The 17,858-nt window shown below is 61.5% G+C and carries 15 protein-coding genes and 4 tRNA genes; 14 read left to right on the top strand and 5 right to left on the bottom strand.

The window, feature by feature from the left end; all coding sequences use genetic code 11:
- Positions 1-39: 39 nt before the first annotated feature.
- Positions 40-1,914, bottom strand: coding sequence for an oligoendopeptidase F (gene pepF / locus MRBLMS1_RS16645; protein ID WP_485880482.1), 1,875 nt, complete (start codon positions 1,912-1,914; stop codon positions 40-42).
- A 145-nt stretch (positions 1,915-2,059) separates the two neighbouring features.
- Positions 2,060-3,388 carry an amidohydrolase gene (locus tag MRBLMS1_RS16640; RefSeq protein WP_485880480.1) on the bottom strand — a complete coding sequence of 443 codons (1,329 nt, stop codon included), beginning with the start codon at positions 3,386-3,388 and terminating at the stop codon, positions 2,060-2,062.
- Positions 3,389-3,582: 194 nt separating this feature from the next.
- On the opposite strand from MRBLMS1_RS16640, the gene MRBLMS1_RS16635 reads away from it, so the two are divergent.
- The gene (locus MRBLMS1_RS16635) at positions 3,583-5,280 is read left to right on the top strand and encodes a methyl-accepting chemotaxis protein (protein ID WP_485880478.1); all 1,698 of its coding nucleotides are present in this window, start codon (positions 3,583-3,585) and stop codon (positions 5,278-5,280) included.
- 53 nt (positions 5,281-5,333) lie between these two features.
- On the opposite strand, the gene ttcA is transcribed toward MRBLMS1_RS16635, so the two are convergent.
- Genes ttcA through MRBLMS1_RS16620 form a run of 3 tightly spaced genes read right to left on the bottom strand, consistent with a single transcriptional unit; the run spans position 5,334 to position 7,533 of the window.
- Complete coding sequence (gene ttcA, locus MRBLMS1_RS16630; RefSeq protein ID WP_181877973.1) at positions 5,334-6,287, bottom strand: tRNA 2-thiocytidine(32) synthetase TtcA; 954 nt, start codon at positions 6,285-6,287, stop codon at positions 5,334-5,336.
- A gap of 5 nt (positions 6,288-6,292) precedes the next feature.
- Positions 6,293-6,691: a dihydroneopterin aldolase gene (locus tag MRBLMS1_RS16625; RefSeq protein ID WP_128141038.1), complete on the bottom strand. Its 399-nt coding sequence runs from the start codon at positions 6,689-6,691 to the stop codon at positions 6,293-6,295.
- 53 nt (positions 6,692-6,744) lie between these two features.
- On the bottom strand, positions 6,745-7,533 hold the full coding sequence (locus MRBLMS1_RS16620) for an SDR family oxidoreductase (RefSeq protein WP_230518174.1): 789 nt from the start codon (positions 7,531-7,533) through the stop codon (positions 6,745-6,747).
- 74 nt (positions 7,534-7,607) lie between these two features.
- Here MRBLMS1_RS16620 and MRBLMS1_RS16615 point away from each other — a divergent pair, with 74 nt between their 5' ends.
- The 13 genes from MRBLMS1_RS16615 to rplA all read left to right on the top strand — a co-directional run bounded on the left by MRBLMS1_RS16615 (position 7,608) and on the right by rplA (position 17,702).
- Positions 7,608-8,759 carry a class I SAM-dependent methyltransferase gene (locus MRBLMS1_RS16615; protein WP_485880475.1) on the top strand — a complete coding sequence of 384 codons (1,152 nt, stop codon included), beginning with the start codon at positions 7,608-7,610 and terminating at the stop codon, positions 8,757-8,759.
- A 149-nt stretch (positions 8,760-8,908) separates the two neighbouring features.
- Entirely contained in the window at positions 8,909-9,994 is a 1,086-nt protein-coding gene (locus tag MRBLMS1_RS16610) for a J domain-containing protein (RefSeq protein ID WP_485880473.1), read from the top strand.
- Positions 9,995-10,057: 63 nt separating this feature from the next.
- Positions 10,058-11,653 carry a DUF3369 domain-containing protein gene (locus MRBLMS1_RS16605; protein ID WP_128141042.1) on the top strand — a complete coding sequence of 532 codons (1,596 nt, stop codon included), beginning with the start codon at positions 10,058-10,060 and terminating at the stop codon, positions 11,651-11,653.
- 133 nt (positions 11,654-11,786) lie between these two features.
- Complete coding sequence (locus MRBLMS1_RS16600) at positions 11,787-13,433, top strand: response regulator (protein ID WP_485880471.1); 1,647 nt, start codon at positions 11,787-11,789, stop codon at positions 13,431-13,433.
- Between the two features lie 222 nt (positions 13,434-13,655).
- Positions 13,656-13,740 (top strand) — tRNA-Tyr (locus MRBLMS1_RS16595).
- Between the two features lie 62 nt (positions 13,741-13,802).
- Positions 13,803-13,876 (top strand) — tRNA-Gly (locus MRBLMS1_RS16590).
- Between the two features lie 43 nt (positions 13,877-13,919).
- A tRNA-Thr gene (locus MRBLMS1_RS16585) sits at positions 13,920-13,994 on the top strand.
- Positions 13,995-14,082: 88 nt separating this feature from the next.
- Complete coding sequence (tuf, locus tag MRBLMS1_RS16580) at positions 14,083-15,273, top strand: elongation factor Tu (protein ID WP_034753125.1); 1,191 nt, start codon at positions 14,083-14,085, stop codon at positions 15,271-15,273.
- 66 nt (positions 15,274-15,339) lie between these two features.
- Positions 15,340-15,415: transfer RNA gene (locus tag MRBLMS1_RS16575), tRNA-Trp, on the top strand.
- A gap of 32 nt (positions 15,416-15,447) precedes the next feature.
- On the top strand, positions 15,448-15,831 hold the full coding sequence (gene secE / locus MRBLMS1_RS16570) for a preprotein translocase subunit SecE (RefSeq protein ID WP_010394308.1): 384 nt from the start codon (positions 15,448-15,450) through the stop codon (positions 15,829-15,831).
- Positions 15,831-16,457: a transcription termination/antitermination protein NusG gene (gene nusG / locus MRBLMS1_RS16565; protein WP_034753130.1), complete on the top strand. Its 627-nt coding sequence runs from the start codon at positions 15,831-15,833 to the stop codon at positions 16,455-16,457. The genes secE and nusG overlap by 1 nt, the downstream gene beginning before the upstream one ends.
- 115 nt (positions 16,458-16,572) lie before the next feature.
- On the top strand, positions 16,573-17,007 hold the full coding sequence (rplK, locus tag MRBLMS1_RS16560; RefSeq protein WP_034753131.1) for a 50S ribosomal protein L11: 435 nt from the start codon (positions 16,573-16,575) through the stop codon (positions 17,005-17,007).
- Positions 17,007-17,702 carry a 50S ribosomal protein L1 gene (gene rplA / locus MRBLMS1_RS16555; RefSeq protein WP_034753134.1) on the top strand — a complete coding sequence of 232 codons (696 nt, stop codon included), beginning with the start codon at positions 17,007-17,009 and terminating at the stop codon, positions 17,700-17,702. Before rplK ends, rplA begins: the two co-directional genes overlap by 1 nt.
- Positions 17,703-17,858: the final 156 nt, after the last annotated feature.

Here is a 17,858-nt window from a genome sequence, read left to right as displayed (position 1 = left end):
ACGCGCGTGGGGGTCTGACCCCAGCCTTTGCTTTTCGGGTTACTTCCCCCGCTTCGCTTCAATCGCCTCGATCTGATCCATGATGCCGTTCATGCGCGCCACCAGCGCCTGGTACGGTTTCGGCGAAGCCAGGTCGACGCCGGCTGTCTTCACCAGCTCATAGGGGTAGGCCGAGCCGCCCGCGCTGAGCATCTTCAGGTAGGCGGCCAGCGCGCCCGGTTCCTTGTCGAGGATGCGCTGTGCGAAATCCTGCGCCGCCGCGATCGAGGTGGCGTACTGGAACACATAGTAGCCGTGATAAAAATGCGGCACGTAAGCCCATTCGAGCGCGTAGGCGGGATCGATGGTCATGACGCCCTGCGCTTCGCCGTGGTAGCGCTTGAGGATGCCGGCATAGATGGCCGTGATCTCTTCGCCCGTCAGCGATTCTCCTTTATCCACCTTGCCGTGGATGGCCGCTTCGAATTCGGCGAACATGGCCTGGCGGAAGAAGGTGCCGCGCAGGTTTTCCAGCGCCGCGCCCAGGTACAGCAGGCGCTCGTCGTCATCCTTGGCCTGCTTCAGGCGCGCGTCGAGCAGCAGTGCCTCGTTCGTCGTCGAGGCGATTTCCGCGACAAAGATGCTGTACGGCGCATAGATCGATGGCTGCGCCTTGTTGGCCAGCACCGAGTGCATGGCGTGGCCCCATTCGTGCGTCAGGGTGCTGACGGCTTCGTAGTTGTCCGTGTAGTTGAGCAGCACGAACGGATGCACGTCGTACGCGTCGCCATTCATGTAGGCGCCCGCCACCTTGCGCGGACGCGGATACACATCCATCCAGCGCGCCTCCACGGCGGCACTGAGCGCCTTGACGTAGTCGGGACCCAGCGGCGCGACGGAGTCGAGCATCATCTGCTTGCCTTCGGCCAGCGGGAACGTGCGGTCGCTTTTCAGCAGCGGCGCATAGATGTCGTAGTAGGCCAGGTCCTTGACGCCCAGCATGCGCGCGCGCAGCTTGAAGTAGCGGTGCAAGGTGGGCAGGTTGGCGTTGGTTTGCGCGATCAGGGTCTGGTAGACGGCCGGCGGCAAATTGTCGGCGTCGAGCGCGGCGCTTTGCGAGTCGGGATAGCGGCGCACTTTTGCATACGCGGCGTCCGTCTTCAGCTGGCCGTACAGGGTTTCGCCGAACGTGCGTTCATACTCTTTCCATTTGCCGAAGAAGGCGTCGAACACGAGCTTGCGGTCGGCGCGCTGGTCGTCGCCCCGGTATTTGGTGTAGGCCGCCTGGTCGAGGCGCACTTCCTTGCCGTCCGACAGTTTCACGGTGGGCCACGGGATTTCCGCATTGGCCAGGGTGCGGTAGACGCTGGCGGCCGAACCTGTTGCCAGGCCGAACTGGGCCACCAGTTGCTCGCCGGCCGCGTCCAGCGTATGCGGCGCGCTGCGCAGCATGTTACTCAATTGGAAACGGTACAGTTGCAAGCCCTTGTCTTGCGCCAGCATGGCGTCGATGCGCTTGCTGCCCAGGGCGAGGATTTCCGGCTGCAGAAAGGTCGTCGCCTGGCTGAAATCGTTGCCCAGCAGGGCGGCGCGCTGGTTCAGCTGGTTGCCCTTGCTGTCGCCCGTATCCTGGTCGTAATACTGCGCCGCATAGGTGGTCAGCGTGTTGACGCGCTTGCGCGCCTCGGCGTACAAGTCCAGGCAGCTTTTCAGGCGGGCCGGCGAGGTTTTCAGTTGCCCCTTGCAGGCGCCCAGTTGCTGCAGCTGGGCCGACAGCTTTTTCGCGTCGGCGTCGAACGCGGCGTCGTTTTGATACAGCGCCGTCAAATCCCAGCGGTCGGCCTGGCGGTCGGTGGGGGCGGCGAAGGCGGTGGAGAGGGAAAAACCGAGGGCCAGCAGGGTCAGTACGGGGCGTTTGAGCGCGGGTGTCGGCATACAGTATCCGTTCATGGTCTGGTTGCAAGGGATGCCGGCACGGGCGTGGCGGCAGACACCGAGCTTACTGCAGCAGGGGGATGAAGGAAAGCATTTCGGACGTCGGGGGCAGCGGGGAAGGCTGGCTTCCCCGCGTACGCCATGTTTACTGCTTCTTGCCCAGCAAATCGAGCAGGATCGACGTTTCCGCCGTGATCGCCGCCTTGATGGTCGGCTGGTACTCGGGCGCCCACTGCGGCGAGTGCGGGCCGGCCAGCGGTTTGCCGCTGGCCTTGGCCGCGGCCAGCTTGGACGGCTCCACGGCGCCAATATGCAGCAGTACGGCTTTTACGCCGGCCTGGCCGTAGTTGGCGAAGTCTTCCGACGTCATCTTGGCCGGCATTTCCGTCACGTTGGCCGCGCCCAGCGATTTTTGCAGGGTAGACACCATGCGCAGGGTCAGGTCCGGATCGTTGTAGACGGCGTCCGTACCGGGGCGAATTTCCACCAGCGGCTCTTTCGGCGCGCCGGCGGCAAACGCTTCGCCCTTGACTTCACGCGCGATGCTGGCCAGCACGCGCTTGCGCACGGCGTCCTTGAAGGTGCGCACCGTCAGCTGCATGGTGACCTGGTCGGGCACGATGTTGGCCTGCGTGCCGCCATGGATGCTGCCCACCGTGATGACGACGGGGTCCATCGGATTGTTTTCGCGCGAGACCAGGGTTTGCAATGCCAGCACGATGCGCGCGGCCATCACGACGGGGTCGCGCGTGTCGTGCGGTGCGGCGCCGTGGCCGCCCTGGCCGTACACGGTGATGCTGATGGTGTCGGCGGCGGCGCGGAAGTAGCCGGCGTGGTAGCCCACCGTGCCCGATGGCAGCGTCGCTTCATCGTGGAAGGACAGCGCGTAGTCCGGTTTCGGGAAGCGCGTAAACAAGCCGTCCTTCAGCATGGCGGCGGCGCCCAGCAGCGGCTCTTCGGCCGGCTGGCCCACCAGCATCAGGGTGCCGCTCCAGTGCTGGCGGTTGTCGGCCATCAGCTTGGCGCTGCCATACCAGGCCGACATGTGCACGTCGTGGCCGCAGGCATGCATCACCGGCACGGTTTCGCCGGCCGCGTTCTTGGCCACTGCGCTGCTGGCAAACGGCAGGCCGGTTTTTTCCAGCACGGGCAGGGCGTCGATCTCCGTGCGCAGCATGACGACGGGGCCGGGGCCGTTGCGCAGGATGGCGACGACACCCGTGCCGCCCACGCCCGTGGTCACGTCAAAACCGAGCGCCTTGACCTTGTCGGCCAGCTTCTTTGCCGTCTCGACTTCCTGGAACGCCAGTTCCGGGTGGCGGTGCAGGTCCAGGTACAGGCTTTCGACGGCCGGGTAATTGGCGGCGAGCTGGGCTGCAATGGCGGGCGGCAGGGCCGCGCCGTGGACGCTGCCGGCGCAGGCGAGAGCGGCGGCGAAGGTGATTTGTTTCAGGGGCAATGCGGAAAATTTCATAGGTTTCTTTGAGAAACAGGTGCGCGGACATGCGCGGTACCCGTAGTTGCGGAGAAGATTTTTAACTTAACAGAAACATTTCTCAAAATCAATAAATCAGCTACATATATTTCAACAATGTATAATCTGCAAGATAAAAAATTCCATATGGAATTAAATATATCTTCGATGCACTTATTGAGAGAAAAGACACCATGGGCTTTATCGCAAATATCAAGATCGGCAAGCGCCTGAGCATCGGCTTTGTCCTGATCCTGGCAATGACCGTTCTGATTGCTACCGTAGGCGTGTGGCGCCTCAATGAAGTGGCGACGTCCACGCGCGCCATGATGGCCGAACCGCTGACCAAGGAACGCCTGATTACCGACTGGTATGGCTTGAACTTTGCCTCGATCCGCCGCACGGCCGCCATCGTCAAGAGCAGCGACCCGGCGCTGGGACCGTATTTCAAGGAAGACTCGGCCGCGTCCGTAAAGAAGGCGGCCGAATTGCTCAAGCAGATCGAGCCGCTGGTTGCGGGCGACAAGGAAAAAGCCCTGTTCGCCAAGATCCTCGAACAGCGCAAGGTGTACAGCGCCTCGCGCGATGGCGCCGTCAAGGCCAAGGCCGATGGCGACGTGGAAGGCGCGGCGCACATCCTCGACACCGCGTTCACCCCGGCCGCCAAGGTCTACCAGGATTTGCTGCAGGAACTGGTGACCATGCAGCGCGAAAGCATCGATGCGACGGCCAAGCAGATCGACGCTTCCGCCGTGCATGACACCACCGTCATCAGCCTGCTGACCCTGTTTGCCGTGGCGTTCGGCGTGTTGTGCTCGTGGCTGCTGACGACGGGCATCACGCGTCCGCTGCGCCAGGCGCTGGCGCTGGCCGAAACGGTGGCCGCCGGCGACCTGACGCAAACCGTCGCCACGACGGCGAAGGATGAAACGGGGGCGCTGCTGACGGCCCTGGGCAATATGAACAACAACCTGGTCGGCATCGTCAGCCAGGTGCGCAGCGGCACGGACAGCATCGCCACGGCCTCGTCGGAAATCGCCGCCGGCAACCTGGACCTGTCGTCGCGCACGGAACAGCAGGCCGGTTCGCTGGAAGAAACGGCCTCGTCGATGGAAGAACTGACCAGCACCGTCAGGCAGAATGCGGACAACGCGCGCCAGGCCAACCAGCTGGCCATCGCGGCGGCCGGTATCGCCAGCCGCGGCGGCGCGGTGGTGGCCGAAGTGGTGGAGACCATGGGTTCGATCAACGAATCGTCGCGCAAGATCGTCGACATCATCAGCGTGATCGACGGCATCGCCTTCCAGACGAATATCCTGGCGCTCAACGCGGCCGTGGAAGCGGCGCGGGCCGGCGAGCAGGGCCGCGGTTTCGCCGTCGTGGCCGGCGAAGTGCGCAACCTGGCGCAGCGCTCGGCTGCGGCGGCCAAGGAAATCAAGGGCTTGATCGACGATTCCGTCAGCAAGGTGGGCGCGGGCGCCAAGCTGGTCGACCAGGCTGGCGCGACGATGGATGAAGTGGTGTCCAGCGTCAAGCGCGTGACCGACATCATCGGCGAGATTTCCAGCGCCAGCCAGGAGCAGACGCATGGCATCGGGCAAGTCAACCAGGCGATTACCCAGATGGACCAGGTGACCCAGCAAAATGCGGCGCTGGTTGAAGAGGCGGCGGCAGCGGCCGGTTCGCTGCAAGAGCAGGCGAACGGCCTGGCGCAAGTGGTCAGCGTATTCAAGCTGCGCGAACAGCCAGGCTTGCTGCGCCGCCCGGCGCCACAGCCGGCAGCCGCGCGTCCTGCGCCGGCGCCGCGTGTTGCCGCGCGCAGCATTGCCGTCAAGACGAAGCCGGCGGCTCCCGCGAAAGCGCTGGCCGGCGACGACTGGGAAGAGTTTTAAGGCAGGTTAATGCAGAAACGGCGCCATCGTCATGATGGCGCCTTGCGTCACGGTCAGGCTTGTTGCAGCGGAATCGTGCCGAACGTCGTGGGCGTCGAGCACGGCTCTTCGTCAAACGCGATGTCGCCCATGGGGTTGGCCACGCCGTCCGCCTTCAAGTCCTTGAAGCCGAACAGTTTCGGGTCCATCAGATGCGATGGCGCCACGTTCGACAGGGCCGAGAAGATGCTTTCCACGCGGCCGGGGAATTTCTTGTCCCATTCGCGCATCAAGCCCTTGATCTGCTTGCGCTGCAGGTTTTCCTGCGAACCGCACAGGTCGCACGGGATGATGGGGAAGCCCTTGACTTCCGCATAGCGCTGCGTGTCTTCTTCCTTCACGTAGGCCATCGGGCGGATGACGATGTGCTTGCCGTCGTCCGATTGCAGCTTGGCCGGCATGCCTTTCAGTTTGCCGCCGAAGAACATATTCAGGAAGAACGTTTCCAGGATGTCGTCGCGGTGGTGGCCCAGGGCGATCTTGTTGGCGCCCAGCTCGTCGGCCACGCGGTACAGGATGCCGCGGCGCAGGCGCGAGCACAGCGAGCAAGTCGTCTTGCCTTCCGGGATCAAACGCTTGACGATGCTGTAGGTATCCTGGTTTTCGATGTGGAAAGCCACGCCCAGTTCCGTCAGGTAGGCGGGCAGGATTTCCGGCGGGAAGTTCGGCTGCTTTTGATCCAGGTTGACGGCGACGATATCGAAGTGGATTGGCGCGCGTTCGCGCAAGGTCATCAAAATGTCCAGCAGCGCATAGCTATCCTTGCCGCCCGATAGGCAGACCATCACCTTGTCGCCGTCTTCGATCATATTGAAGTCGCCGATGGCTTGCCCCACCAGGCGGCACAGGCGCTTGTGCAGCTTGTTGTTTTCCAGGGCGATCTTTTCCGCCTTCTTGCGCGCCAGTTTCTGCGCTTCCACGTTGGCCGGAATTTCCACGGCGGTTTCCATGACTGCGGTGTCGTTCATATTGCTCATGCTTCATCCTTGATCTTGAATACTTCGACGCCCACGCCTTCGCAGTCGGGATACACGTCCGGTTTCATGCTCGACACGCGCGCGGCGCGCACGCGCGGGTGGGCCAGCATGGCGGCCAGCACGTCGTCGACCAGGCTTTCCTGCAGTTGCACGTGGCCTTGGGCCATGCGCTTGGCGATGGTTTCGCGCATGAAGTCGTAGTCGACCACTTCTTCCAGCTGGTCATCCTTCGGCGTCGACAGGGCCAGGGGAATGTACAGGTCGACGTTGATGAGGACGCGCTGCTCGCCCTTTTTCTCGAAGTCGTAGACGCCGATGTTGATGAGGACTTCGTAATTGCGCAGGAACAGCCGGCGGCAATCGGCCAGGCGAGGGTGGTACAGGGCGGACGACATAGTTTTACCTTTTAGGGAATGCTGGAATGCTGGTTGTTTGGTGCGGCTGCTGATTATTTGGTCAAAAACATGACGTCGCGCGGCAAGCCGATCAGATGCTGGCCGCCATCGACCAGCAGGGTCGTGCCCGTCAGCGCGCGCGCGCCGGCCACGTAACAGACGCAGTCGGCCACATCCTCTGGCGTGCTGGAGCGTCCCAGCGGCGTGTTTTCATGCGCCTTGGCAAAGTTCGCTTCCGTCTGTTCGCCGGAGACCATGGTGATGCCGGGGGCGATGCCCACCACGCGCACTTTCGGCGCCAGCGCCTGGGCCAGCATGGTGGTCGCCGACAGCAGCGCCGCCTTGGACAGGGTGTACGACAAAAAATCAGGATTGAGATTGTACAGTTTTTGATCCAGCAAGTTGATGACCACGGCTTGCCCGCCGCTTGGGGTGGCCTGGTACAACGCTTGCGCCAGCAGGATGGGAGCGGCCAGGTTGGCGTGCATGTGGGCGTCGAGCGCGGTGAAGGAAAAATTGCCCGCATTGTCGTATTCAAACAACGACGCGTTGTTGACCACGCAAGTCACTGGCCCCAGCGCCGCCTGTGCCTGCGGCAACAGCTGGCGCACGGCCACTTCCTGCGCCAGGTCGCAGGGGAATGCTTGCGCGCGGCGGCCCAGCGCGATGATTTCCGCCACCAGGCTCTGCGCTTCCTCGCGCGAGTCGCGGTAGTGGACGGCGATATCCCAGCCGTCGCGCGCCAGGCCCAGTGCGATGGCGCGGCCGATGCGGCGCGCCGCGCCCGTGACGAGGGCGACGCGGGGAGTGCTGTCGAAGGGCGTTGTCGTTGCTTCTGTCATGTTTTTGCTATGGTTGAAATATTCGGTGGACGCCACACTGGCGGCATGCGCCGCCGATTCGCTACAATGCGGGAATGTCTCTTCCCGCACCCGATAGCGACGCGCTGGCCGCGTCCCATGCCTTGCAGCACCAGATTGCCGCCGAAATCGCGCGCAATGACGGCGCCATTCCCTTTGTCCGCTTCATGGAACTGGCGCTGTATGCGCCTGACCTCGGCTATTACAGCGGCGGCGCCGCGAAGCTGGGTAAAGATGGCGATTTTACAACCGCGCCGGAGATTTCGTCCCTGTTCGGCGCCACCCTGGCCCATGTGGCAGCCGCTATTATGGCGCAAACGGCCCCGCGCATCCTCGAATTCGGCGCCGGCACGGGCAAGCTGGCCTTCGATATCCTGACGGAAGCGGCGCAGGCCGGCATCGCGATCGAACAGTATGCGATCGTCGAATTGTCCGGCGAATTGCGCGCGCGCCAGGAGCTGGCGCTGGCCGCCTTCCCGCAAGTGGTGTGGCTCGACGGCTTTCCCGACAGTTTCGACGGCGCCGTGTTCGGCAATGAAGTGCTCGACGCCATGCCCGTCAACCTGATCAGCAAGACACCGGCCGGCTGGTGCGAACTCGACGTCAGCATTGCCGATGGCCAGTTCGTGTTTGTCGAGCGCCCGGCCGGCGCCGACGTGGCCGCGCAGATCGCCGCCCAGGTGCCCGGCGCCGATGACTTGCCCGTCGGTTATGTCAGCGAGATTCATGGCGTGGCCTGCGGCTTCATGCGCTCGCTGGCGCAGATGCTGACGAATGGCAAGGGCGGCGCGGCCGTGCTGTTCGATTACGGTTTTCCTGCGCACGAGTATTACCTGGACTTGCGCGCCACGGGCACCCTGATGTGCCATTACCGCCATCACGCCCACGCGGAACCTTTTTATCTGCCCGGCTTGCAGGACATCACGGCTCACGTGGACTTTACGGCCATGGCGGTGGCGGCCCAGGACGCTGGCCTCGAGGTGCTCGCCTACATGAACCAGGCGTCCTTCCTGCTGGGCTCCGGTATCGGCGACTTGCTGCTGCGTACCGACCCCGAACAGGTCAAAACGTACTTGCCGCAGGCCAGCGCCGTACAAAAGCTGGTGTCGCCGGCCGAGATGGGGGAATTGTTCAAGGTGCTGGTGGTAGGGTATGGCGTGGAGTTGCCGGAAGCGCTGTTGTCCAGTGACCGCAGTCACCGCCTGTAAGCGCCGGCAATATCAAGGCAGGGCAGTATCGCCCTGCAATTTCCTGTCCGCCGGCGGTTATTATCTTGTCATATCGTATATGATGACCGACACAGCACGGTTCCATCCTGCAAGAACCCGTCGCCGCGCACCGATTTCAAGATAGAACGATGGGAAAGATACATACACACTATGACAACCTGAAGGTGGCGCGCCTGGCGCCGCAGGAAGTCATACGTGCCGCGTACAAAGCCCTCAGCCAGAAATACCATCCAGACAAGAATCCCGGCGACGAAAAGGCCGCCCGCATCATGGCGATCCTCAACAGCGCCTATGGCACCTTGTCCGATCCACAACGCCGCAAGGAACATGACGAGTGGATCGCCGCCGAGGAGTGGGAAATCGAATGGCTGGAAAGCACCCGCCACGAAGAAGGCAAGACCCGCGATGGCCGTGCGAAAAGCCATGCCCAATCGCATGAGCACGCCTGGGCGCAGGATGTGCCGCCGCCGAAGGGCAAGCCGCGGACCGCGGCGCTGCCCATCTGGCGCAACTGGCGCTGGTGGCTGAGTTTGCTTGTCTGCCTGCTGCTGGGCTGGCTGGGCGCCTTGCTGATGCTCGATACCTCGCAGCCCGTACCTGCCGCGCTGGCCTCGGCCTGGAGCGGCCTGGCCCGCGATGGCGCCAAGGCGCATCCGGACACGGCAACGGCGGACAGCGTCGCCACGCCGCCGGCAAAAAACGAGGCCGTGGCCGTCGATAGCTGGGCGGTAGGCAAACCGTATGCGGCCGAGCCCGCGCAAGCGAAGGCGCCCGAGATCCGCGTGCTGGCCGTGGCGCAGCTGAGCCTGAAAGCCAGCCGGCCCGCCTGCGATGGCGCCGGCCAGGCCGAGTCGGCGGCGCTGGTGGCGCCGAATGGCGAGCCTTGGCCTGCGCGGTCCGGCTATGTCGATGGCTTCCCGATCGGTAACAAGGGCGCCGAACTGAGCTTGACCATCGACAACAGCAGCAACACGGCGCCCGTCTTCGTCAAGCTGTATGACCAGGAACGGCGCTCGAATGTGCGCTACCTGTACATCCTGGCCAATGACAAGCTGACGGTGGAGCAGCTCAGCGCGGGCAAGTACGAAGTGCGCTACCAGGCCGTCGGGCCAGGCCAGGACAATTGCGGCGGCGCCACGCGCAGCGGTGCCTCGATACCAGCCCCGGCCGTGGGAGAGGACGGTACGCAGAATCCTGTTGTAAGCAGCATCTAATCTGATTATGCTTGATATGCGTCAACGCAGCGTCCACATCGAACTTATCCCTTAGGAGTATTCATGACCGACCTCAAAGCCGATGCAGATGATAACTGGCTGCTCGACGAAGATGAGCCGGTGGCCAGTCCCTCGGGGCTGGCCGCGCCCGACCAGCGCCTGTGGCGTGTGCTGATCGTCGATGACGACGTCGATGTGCATGCGGTGACGCGGCTGGCGCTGCGCAATGTCAGTTTCAAGGGCCGCGAACTGGAACTGTTTTCCGCCTACAGCGGCCGCGAAGGATACGAGATCCTGCGCGACACGCCCGATATCGCGCTGGTGCTGCTCGACGTGGTGATGGAAACGGATGATGCGGGCCTGATCCTCGCCAAGCGCATCCGCGCCGACCTGAACAACTCCATCGTGCGCGTCGTGCTGCGCACGGGCCAGCCGGGCCAGGCGCCCGAGCAGCGCGTCATCATCGAATACGACATCAACGATTACAAGGCGAAGACGGAACTGACGACGCAAAAGCTGTTTACCACCGTCATTTCGGCCCTGCGCGCCTACGAGAGCCTGATGATGCTCGAGCGCAGCCGCATCGGCCTGGGCAAGATCCTCGCCGGCGCCACCAATCTGTACCAGATCCATTCCCTGCGCGAATTCGCTTCCGGCGTGCTCAACCAGGTCAGCGCCATCCTCGACGTGGGCGCCGACGGCGTGCTGTGCCTGATGCAGGGCGGCGCCGGACGGCCCGAAGTGGTGGCCGCCACGGGCACATATGCCGTGCTGGCCGAGTCCGAAGCGATGCCGGCAGATCACGCGCTCACGCCCACCATCGACAAGGCGTTCGCGGAAAAGCGTAGCCAGTTCGAGCATCCGGCGAATGTGCTGTTCATCCATACGGAAGGCAACCGCGAGCTGGCCATCTCCGTTACGCCGCCGTGGCCGCTGGCGCAGATCCAGCGCGACTTGCTGGAAGTGTTTTGCCAGCGTATCGCCGCCGCCTTCGACAACCTGTACATGTTCGGCCAGTTGCGCAAGGCGCAGGAAGCGACCGTCGTGGCGCTGGCCGACCTGGCGGAATTTCGCGACAGCGACACGGGCGGCCACGTGCGGCGCGTGCAGCTCTTGTCCGACGCCATCGCCCAGCGCATGCAGCAGCGCGGCGTGTATGCCGACGAGCTCAGCCCGCAGCTGCTCGACATGATCGGCCTGGCCAGCATCCTGCACGACGTGGGCAAGGTGGCCACGCCGGACGCTGTGCTGCTCAAGCCGGGCCGCCATACGGACGAGGAGCGGGCGCAGATGCAGCTGCATGCCAGCGTCGGGCGCACCATCCTCGAGCGGGCCGCCAACATGGTCGACGGCATCAGCTACCTCACGTATGGCGCGCAGATCGCCGGCGGCCACCATGAACACTTCGATGGCGCCGGCTACCCGAATGGCTTGAAGGGGCGCGACATCCCCGTGGCCGCGCGCATCGTTGCCGTGGTCGACGTCTTCGATGCCTTGCTGCACGAGCGGCCCTACAAGGAGCCGTGGCCGTATCCGCAGGTGCGCGAATACATCGAACAGCGCAGCGGCAGCCAGTTCGATCCGGAAGTGGTGACGGCGCTGCTCGACCTGATCGACAACGAGCCGCAACTGTGGCATCCGGAGCGTGCCACCGCTTGAGCAGCAACTTCGTTGGCGCTTTTCGGCACGCCGCCATTCCCTTGCGCGCGGCGCCGTCATATACTCGGCAGCCTCATGCTGGCCGGCGCCACGCACCAGTGTGGCGCGCCGCGGAGTTTTCGGACATCACGACATGAAAGAACTCAAGGGACTCAGCGCACTGATCATCGAGCCGCATCCGGGCATGCGCGCCAGCCTGCACAATATGCTCAACCTGTGCGGCCTGGCGAAGATCGACGACGCGGCCAGCTCGGGCCAGGCGATCCGCATGCTGGGCAGCAAATCGTATGATCTGATCCTGTGCGAATACGACCTCGATGGCGGGCAGGATGGCCAGCAGATGCTGGAAGACTTGCGCCACCACAAATTGATGCACGCATCGACCATGTTCTTCATGGTCACGGGCGAAGGCAGCTTCGCCAAGGTGGTCAGCGCCGTCGAGCTGTTGCCCACCGATTACATCCTCAAGCCATTCACCGCTGACAACATGCTCGAACGCATCGGCCGCGCGCTGGACAAGCGCAATGCCTTCGTGCCCGTGTATGAATTGATCGACGTGGGCAACGAGCGCGCGGCGATCGCCGCCTGCGCCGAGGGCGCCAGCCTGTATCCACGCTACGCCACGGATTTCCTGCGCCTGCGCGCGGAATTGCATCTGCTGCTGGGCGAGGCGGCTGACGCCGAGCCGATCTACGCAGGCCTGTACGAAGCCAAGTCCATCGGCTGGGCGCGCCTGGGACAGGCCAAGACGCAATTCCTGCTGGGCGAATACGAAGCGGCGCAGGGCACCCTGGAAGGACTGCTGGAAAACAACAAGCGTTTTCTCGACGCCTATGACTGGCTGGCGCGCACGCACTTGGCGCAAGGCAAGCCGGAACTGGCGCAGGCGGCCCTGAGCGAAGCGGTGGCCCTGTCGCCGCACGCCGTGCGCCGCTTGCGCCGCTTGGGCGAGGCGGCCCTGGCGGCCGACGATATCGAGATGGCGGAAAAATCCCTCAAATTGGTGGTCAGCAAGGCCAAGTATTCGGAATTCCGCGATCCGGAAGACCATGTGCGCCTCGTGCAGACCCTGGTGCGCAAGGGCGATCCGCTGCAGGCGGGCGCCGTGATCCGCGACCTCGACAAGTCGATGGGCGGGCAAAAGAATGCGGAACTGTGCAGTGCCCTGTGCAGCGCCATGCTGCATGCGCATACGGGCAACGAAGAGCGCCTGCAGCAATCGCTGGACGTGGCGCTGGCCGCCAACCGCCACAGCGTGGGCGGCTCAAACATGCTGAAAACCGAACTGGCGCGCCACTGCCTGGCGCATGGACGCGAGGATGGCGCGGCCGAGGTGATGCGCGAAGTCATGCGCAACGCGCCCGACAGCGCGGCCATGACGCGCGCCATGGCCGTGTTCGAACAGGCGGGGCGCGAAGAGCTGGCCAAGGCGCTGGCGCGGCAAAGCCGCCAGGAAGTGGCCGACATGGTGGCGGCCGGCGCCGCCCGGGCGGGAGCGGGCGATTTCCGCGGCGCCGTCGACCTGATGGGCGAGGCTGTCACGCGCCTGCCCGATAATCCGCAAGTAGTCTTCAATGCGGCCGTGGCCGTGCTGAAATGCCTGGAGCACGAGGGCTGGGATGAGCGCATGGGCCAGCAGGCGCTGACGTTTATCGCCGGCGTGCGCCGTTTGGACCCGCGCAACCCCAAATTGCCGGTGCTGTCGGGCCTGCATCAGCAGTTGTTGCGTAAATATAAGCCCCTGGGCAACAGCTGGATGCATCCGCCTGACGCAAGGTAAATGGAGTAAATGACGGGAAAATGCGGCTTGCGGGCAGGGAGGATAAAAAAAATGCGAAAAAAGCCGACTTTTTCGCGCCAACCCTTGCACATTCTCAAATCGGGAGCTTATAATCACGCCCCGAAGCAGCCAACTTCTTCTTTATACGCAAATGCAGCAGTCAGGCATCAGTAAATAAGGTTGACAGTTGTGAGTAGATGCTTCATACTCTGCGGTTCCCGCGGAGGGGTGGCCGAGTGGTTAAAGGCGACAGACTGTAAATCTGTTCTCTATGAGTACGCTGGTTCGAATCCAGCCCCCTCCACCAAGTTTTTGCAAGGAAAACTGGGTAGTAGCAAAAAGCAAGTGAAGAAAAGTGAACGATACCTCGCGGGTGTAGCTCAATGGTAGAGCAGAAGCCTTCCAAGCTTACGACGAGGGTTCGATTCCCTTCACCCGCTCCAGTTTCCGTTCAGATGCTTGATGCATCGCATGCAACAAATTACAGCCCTTGTAGCTCAGTGGTAGAGCACTCCCTTGGTAAGGGAGAGGCCACGTGTTCGATCCACGTCAAGGGCACCAGAATTCGCAGCAGGCAGCACAGAAGCAATTCAAACCAGACCGTCGGGCGTGTGCCTGAGCAATCTAATCAAATCATTAGGAGTTCAAAATGGCAAAAGGTAAATTCGAACGGACCAAGCCGCACGTCAACGTCGGCACCATCGGCCACGTCGACCACGGTAAAACCACGCTGACCGCTGCAATCGCAACGGTTCTGTCGAAGAAATTTGGCGGCGAAGCTAAAGCATACGACCAGATCGATGCAGCACCAGAAGAAAAAGCGCGCGGTATCACGATTAACACCGCCCACGTCGAGTACGAAACGGAAACGCGTCACTACGCGCACGTTGACTGCCCAGGCCACGCCGATTACATCAAAAACATGATTACCGGTGCAGCCCAGATGGACGGCGCGATCCTGGTGTGCTCCGCAGCTGACGGCCCAATGCCGCAGACCCGCGAACACATCCTGCTGGCCCGCCAAGTTGGCGTTCCATACATCATCGTGTTCCTGAACAAGTGCGACCTGGTCGACGACGCAGAGCTGCTGGAACTGGTTGAAATGGAAGTGCGCGAGCTGTTGTCGAAGTACGAATTCCCAGGCGACGACCTGCCTATCATCAAAGGTTCGGCACGTATGGCGCTGGAAGGCAAAGAAGGCGAAATGGGCGTTGATGCAGTGCTGCGTCTGGCCGATGCGCTGGATGCTTACATCCCAACGCCAGAGCGCGCTGTTGATGGTGCATTCCTGATGCCAGTGGAAGACGTGTTCTCGATCTCGGGTCGCGGTACCGTTGTGACCGGTCGTATCGAGCGCGGCATTGTTAAAGTCGGCGAAGAGATCGAAATCGTTGGTATCACCGATACCGTCAAAACGACTTGCACCGGCGTGGAAATGTTCCGCAAGCTGCTGGACCAAGGTCAAGCTGGCGACAACGTTGGTCTGCTGCTGCGCGGCACCAAGCGTGAAGACGTGCAACGTGGTCAAGTTCTGGCCAAGCCAGGCTCGATCAAGCCGCATGCCCACTTCACCGGCGAGATCTATGTTCTGTCGAAAGACGAAGGCGGCCGTCATACGCCATTCTTCAACAACTATCGTCCACAGTTCTACTTCCGCACGACGGACGTAACCGGTTCGATCGAGTTGCCAGCAGACAAAGAAATGGTCATGCCAGGCGATAACGTGTCGATCACCGTCAAGCTGATCAACCCGATCGCGATGGAAGAAGGTCTGCGCTTCGCTATCCGTGAAGGCGGCCGTACCGTCGGCGCCGGCGTGGTTGCAAAAATCCTCGCATAAGGAAATGTTATGCTTCCACCCGGGGCGTCCTGGGTGGTAGAATAGCACTCCTCGAAAGTTTTACGTAGGGACGTAGCTCAATTGGCAGAGCGTCGGTCTCCAAAACCGAAGGTTGGGGGTTCGATGCCCTCCGTCCCTGCCACCGTCAAGGTGCAGGGCACCGAAAGTAGAAAAATGTCAAATCAATCCGTGCAAACCGTTAGCACGTCGAGTGACAAGATAAAAGTCGCGCTGGCAATAGTAGCTGCGATTGCAGGAGTAGTCGGGTTTTATTACCTGGCAGGCCAACCAGCTCTGGTGCGTGCAAGCGCGCTTGTGGCTGGTTTGGTTATTGCTGTTGCGCTCTTGTATGTCTCGACGACCGGCCGTGAATTTCTTAATTTCGCCAAAGAAGCTGTGCGCGAAACCAAGAAAGTCGTTTGGCCTACCCGCAAAGAAGCCACGCAGATTACTGCGATCGTGTTTGCCTTTGTGCTGGTCATGGCGATTTTCCTGTGGGGCACGGATAAATTGCTCGAGTTTTTGTTGTATGACGTAATTCTTGGTTGGAAAAAATAATGAGCGAAAATGTGCATGATGAAGCGGCGGACGAGTCCGTTCCGGGCGACGCTCCGGTAGCGGACACTGGTGCAGCGCTGAGCGTGCCAGTCAGCAGCAAGCGCTGGTATGTCGTGCATGCTTATTCCGGCATGGAAAAAAGCGTCATGCGCGCACTGACCGAGCGCATCGAGCGCGCGGGCATGCAAGACCAGTTCGGCCAGATCCTGGTGCCGATCGAAGAAGTTGTCGAAGTCAAGAATGGTGTGAAGTCCGTCACCGAACGTCGTTTCTATCCTGGCTATGTGCTGGTTGAAATGGAAATGACGGACGAGAGCTGGCACTTGGTCAAGAACACCAGCAAGGTTACCGGTTTCATTGGTGGCAAGTCGAACAAGCCGACGCCGATCTCCGCGCGCGAAATCGACGGCATCATGAAGCAGATGCAGGAAGGTGTTGAAAAGCCCCGTCCAAAAACCTTGTACGAAGTGGGCGAGCAAGTCCGCATCAAGGATGGCCCGTTCACCGACTTCAACGGCAATGTCGAAGAAGTCAACTACGAGAAATCCAAAGTACGCGTCTCGGTCACCATTTTCGGCCGCGCTACCCCGGTGGAGCTCGAATTCGGCCAGGTCGAAAAAGTTTAAGTATTATCAAGCGCCACCAGGAGCGTCGCAGCAGTCTCAGCAAAATCCGGTCAGAGGAGCCCCGCCAGGGTAGGATCGGCGGGGCGCTACTACTCAATCCAAGATAGGAGCCATCATGGCAAAGAAAATCATTGGTTTTATCAAGCTGCAAGTGCCAGCTGGTAAAGCAAACCCATCCCCACCAATCGGTCCAGCTCTGGGTCAACGTGGTCTGAACATCATGGAATTCTGCAAGGCCTTCAATGCACAGACCCAAGGTCTGGAGCCAGGCATGCCAATTCCAGTCGTGATCACCGCGTTCGCTGACAAGTCCTTCACGTTCGTGATGAAGACGCCTCCAGCAACCTACCTGATCAAAAAAGCTGCTGCGATCACCAAAGGTTCGCCGAAGCCACATACCGACAAAGTCGGTACGCTGACCCGCGCACAAGCTGAAGAAATCGCTAAATTGAAAACCCCTGATCTGACCGCTGCCGACATGGATGCTGCTGTACGCACCATCGCTGGTTCCGCTCGTTCGATTGGTATCACGGTGGAAGGTGTTGTATAATGGCTAAGTTATCCAAACGTATCAAGGCTTTGAAAGCCAAAGTCGACCGTACCAAAGTGTACGCTTTCGACAACGCTGTCGCTCTGATCAAAGAGTGCGCAACGGCCAAGTTCAATGAATCGATCGACGTATCGGTACAACTGGGTGTTGATCCTAAGAAATCCGACCAAGTGGTGCGCGGCTCCGTCGTGCTGCCAGCTGGTACCGGCAAAACCGTACGCGTGGCAGTATTCGCGTCGGGCGAAAAAGCGGAAGCTGCTAAAGCAGCTGGCGCCGACATCGTTGGTATGGAAGACCTGGCTGAGCAGATCAAAGCCGGCGACATGCCTTTCGACATCGTTATCGCTTCGCCAGATACCATGCGTATCGTTGGTACCCTGGGTCAGATCCTGGGCCCACGCGGCATGATGCCTAACCCGAAAGTTGGCACTGTTACTCCTGACGTCGCTACCGCCGTGAAAAACGCGAAAGCCGGTCAAGTTCAGTACCGTACCGACAAATCCGGTATCATCCACGCTACCATCGGCCGTAAATCGTTCGCTGACGCAGATCTGAAATCGAATCTGGTCGCACTGATCGACGCACTGAACAAAGCCAAGCCAGCATCGAGCAAAGGCGTGTACCTGCGCAAAGTTTCGCTGTCGTCGACCATGGGCGCTGGCGTTCGTGTTGACCAGGCTAGCCTGGCAGCTTAAGTAACAGAATCAAGTCCTGTAGCGCCTTCGGGCGCTGCGGGCGCATCTTTGGGCTGTCTGCCCGGTGTTCGCACCAGGCAGGCAGACAATCAAAGACCGTTGGGCCGACTGCGATCGTACATGCAGAAGGTTAATAGGCTTGCCGGCAACGGCAAG

Source organism: Massilia sp. LMS1-1-1.1 (assembly GCF_040815535.1).
In the GTDB taxonomy this organism is placed as follows: Bacteria; Pseudomonadota; Gammaproteobacteria; order Burkholderiales; family Burkholderiaceae_D; genus Janthinobacterium; species Janthinobacterium aestuarii.
The sequence above is the reverse complement of the archived record's forward strand: the minus strand, read 5'-3'. Positions and strand labels throughout refer to the sequence as shown.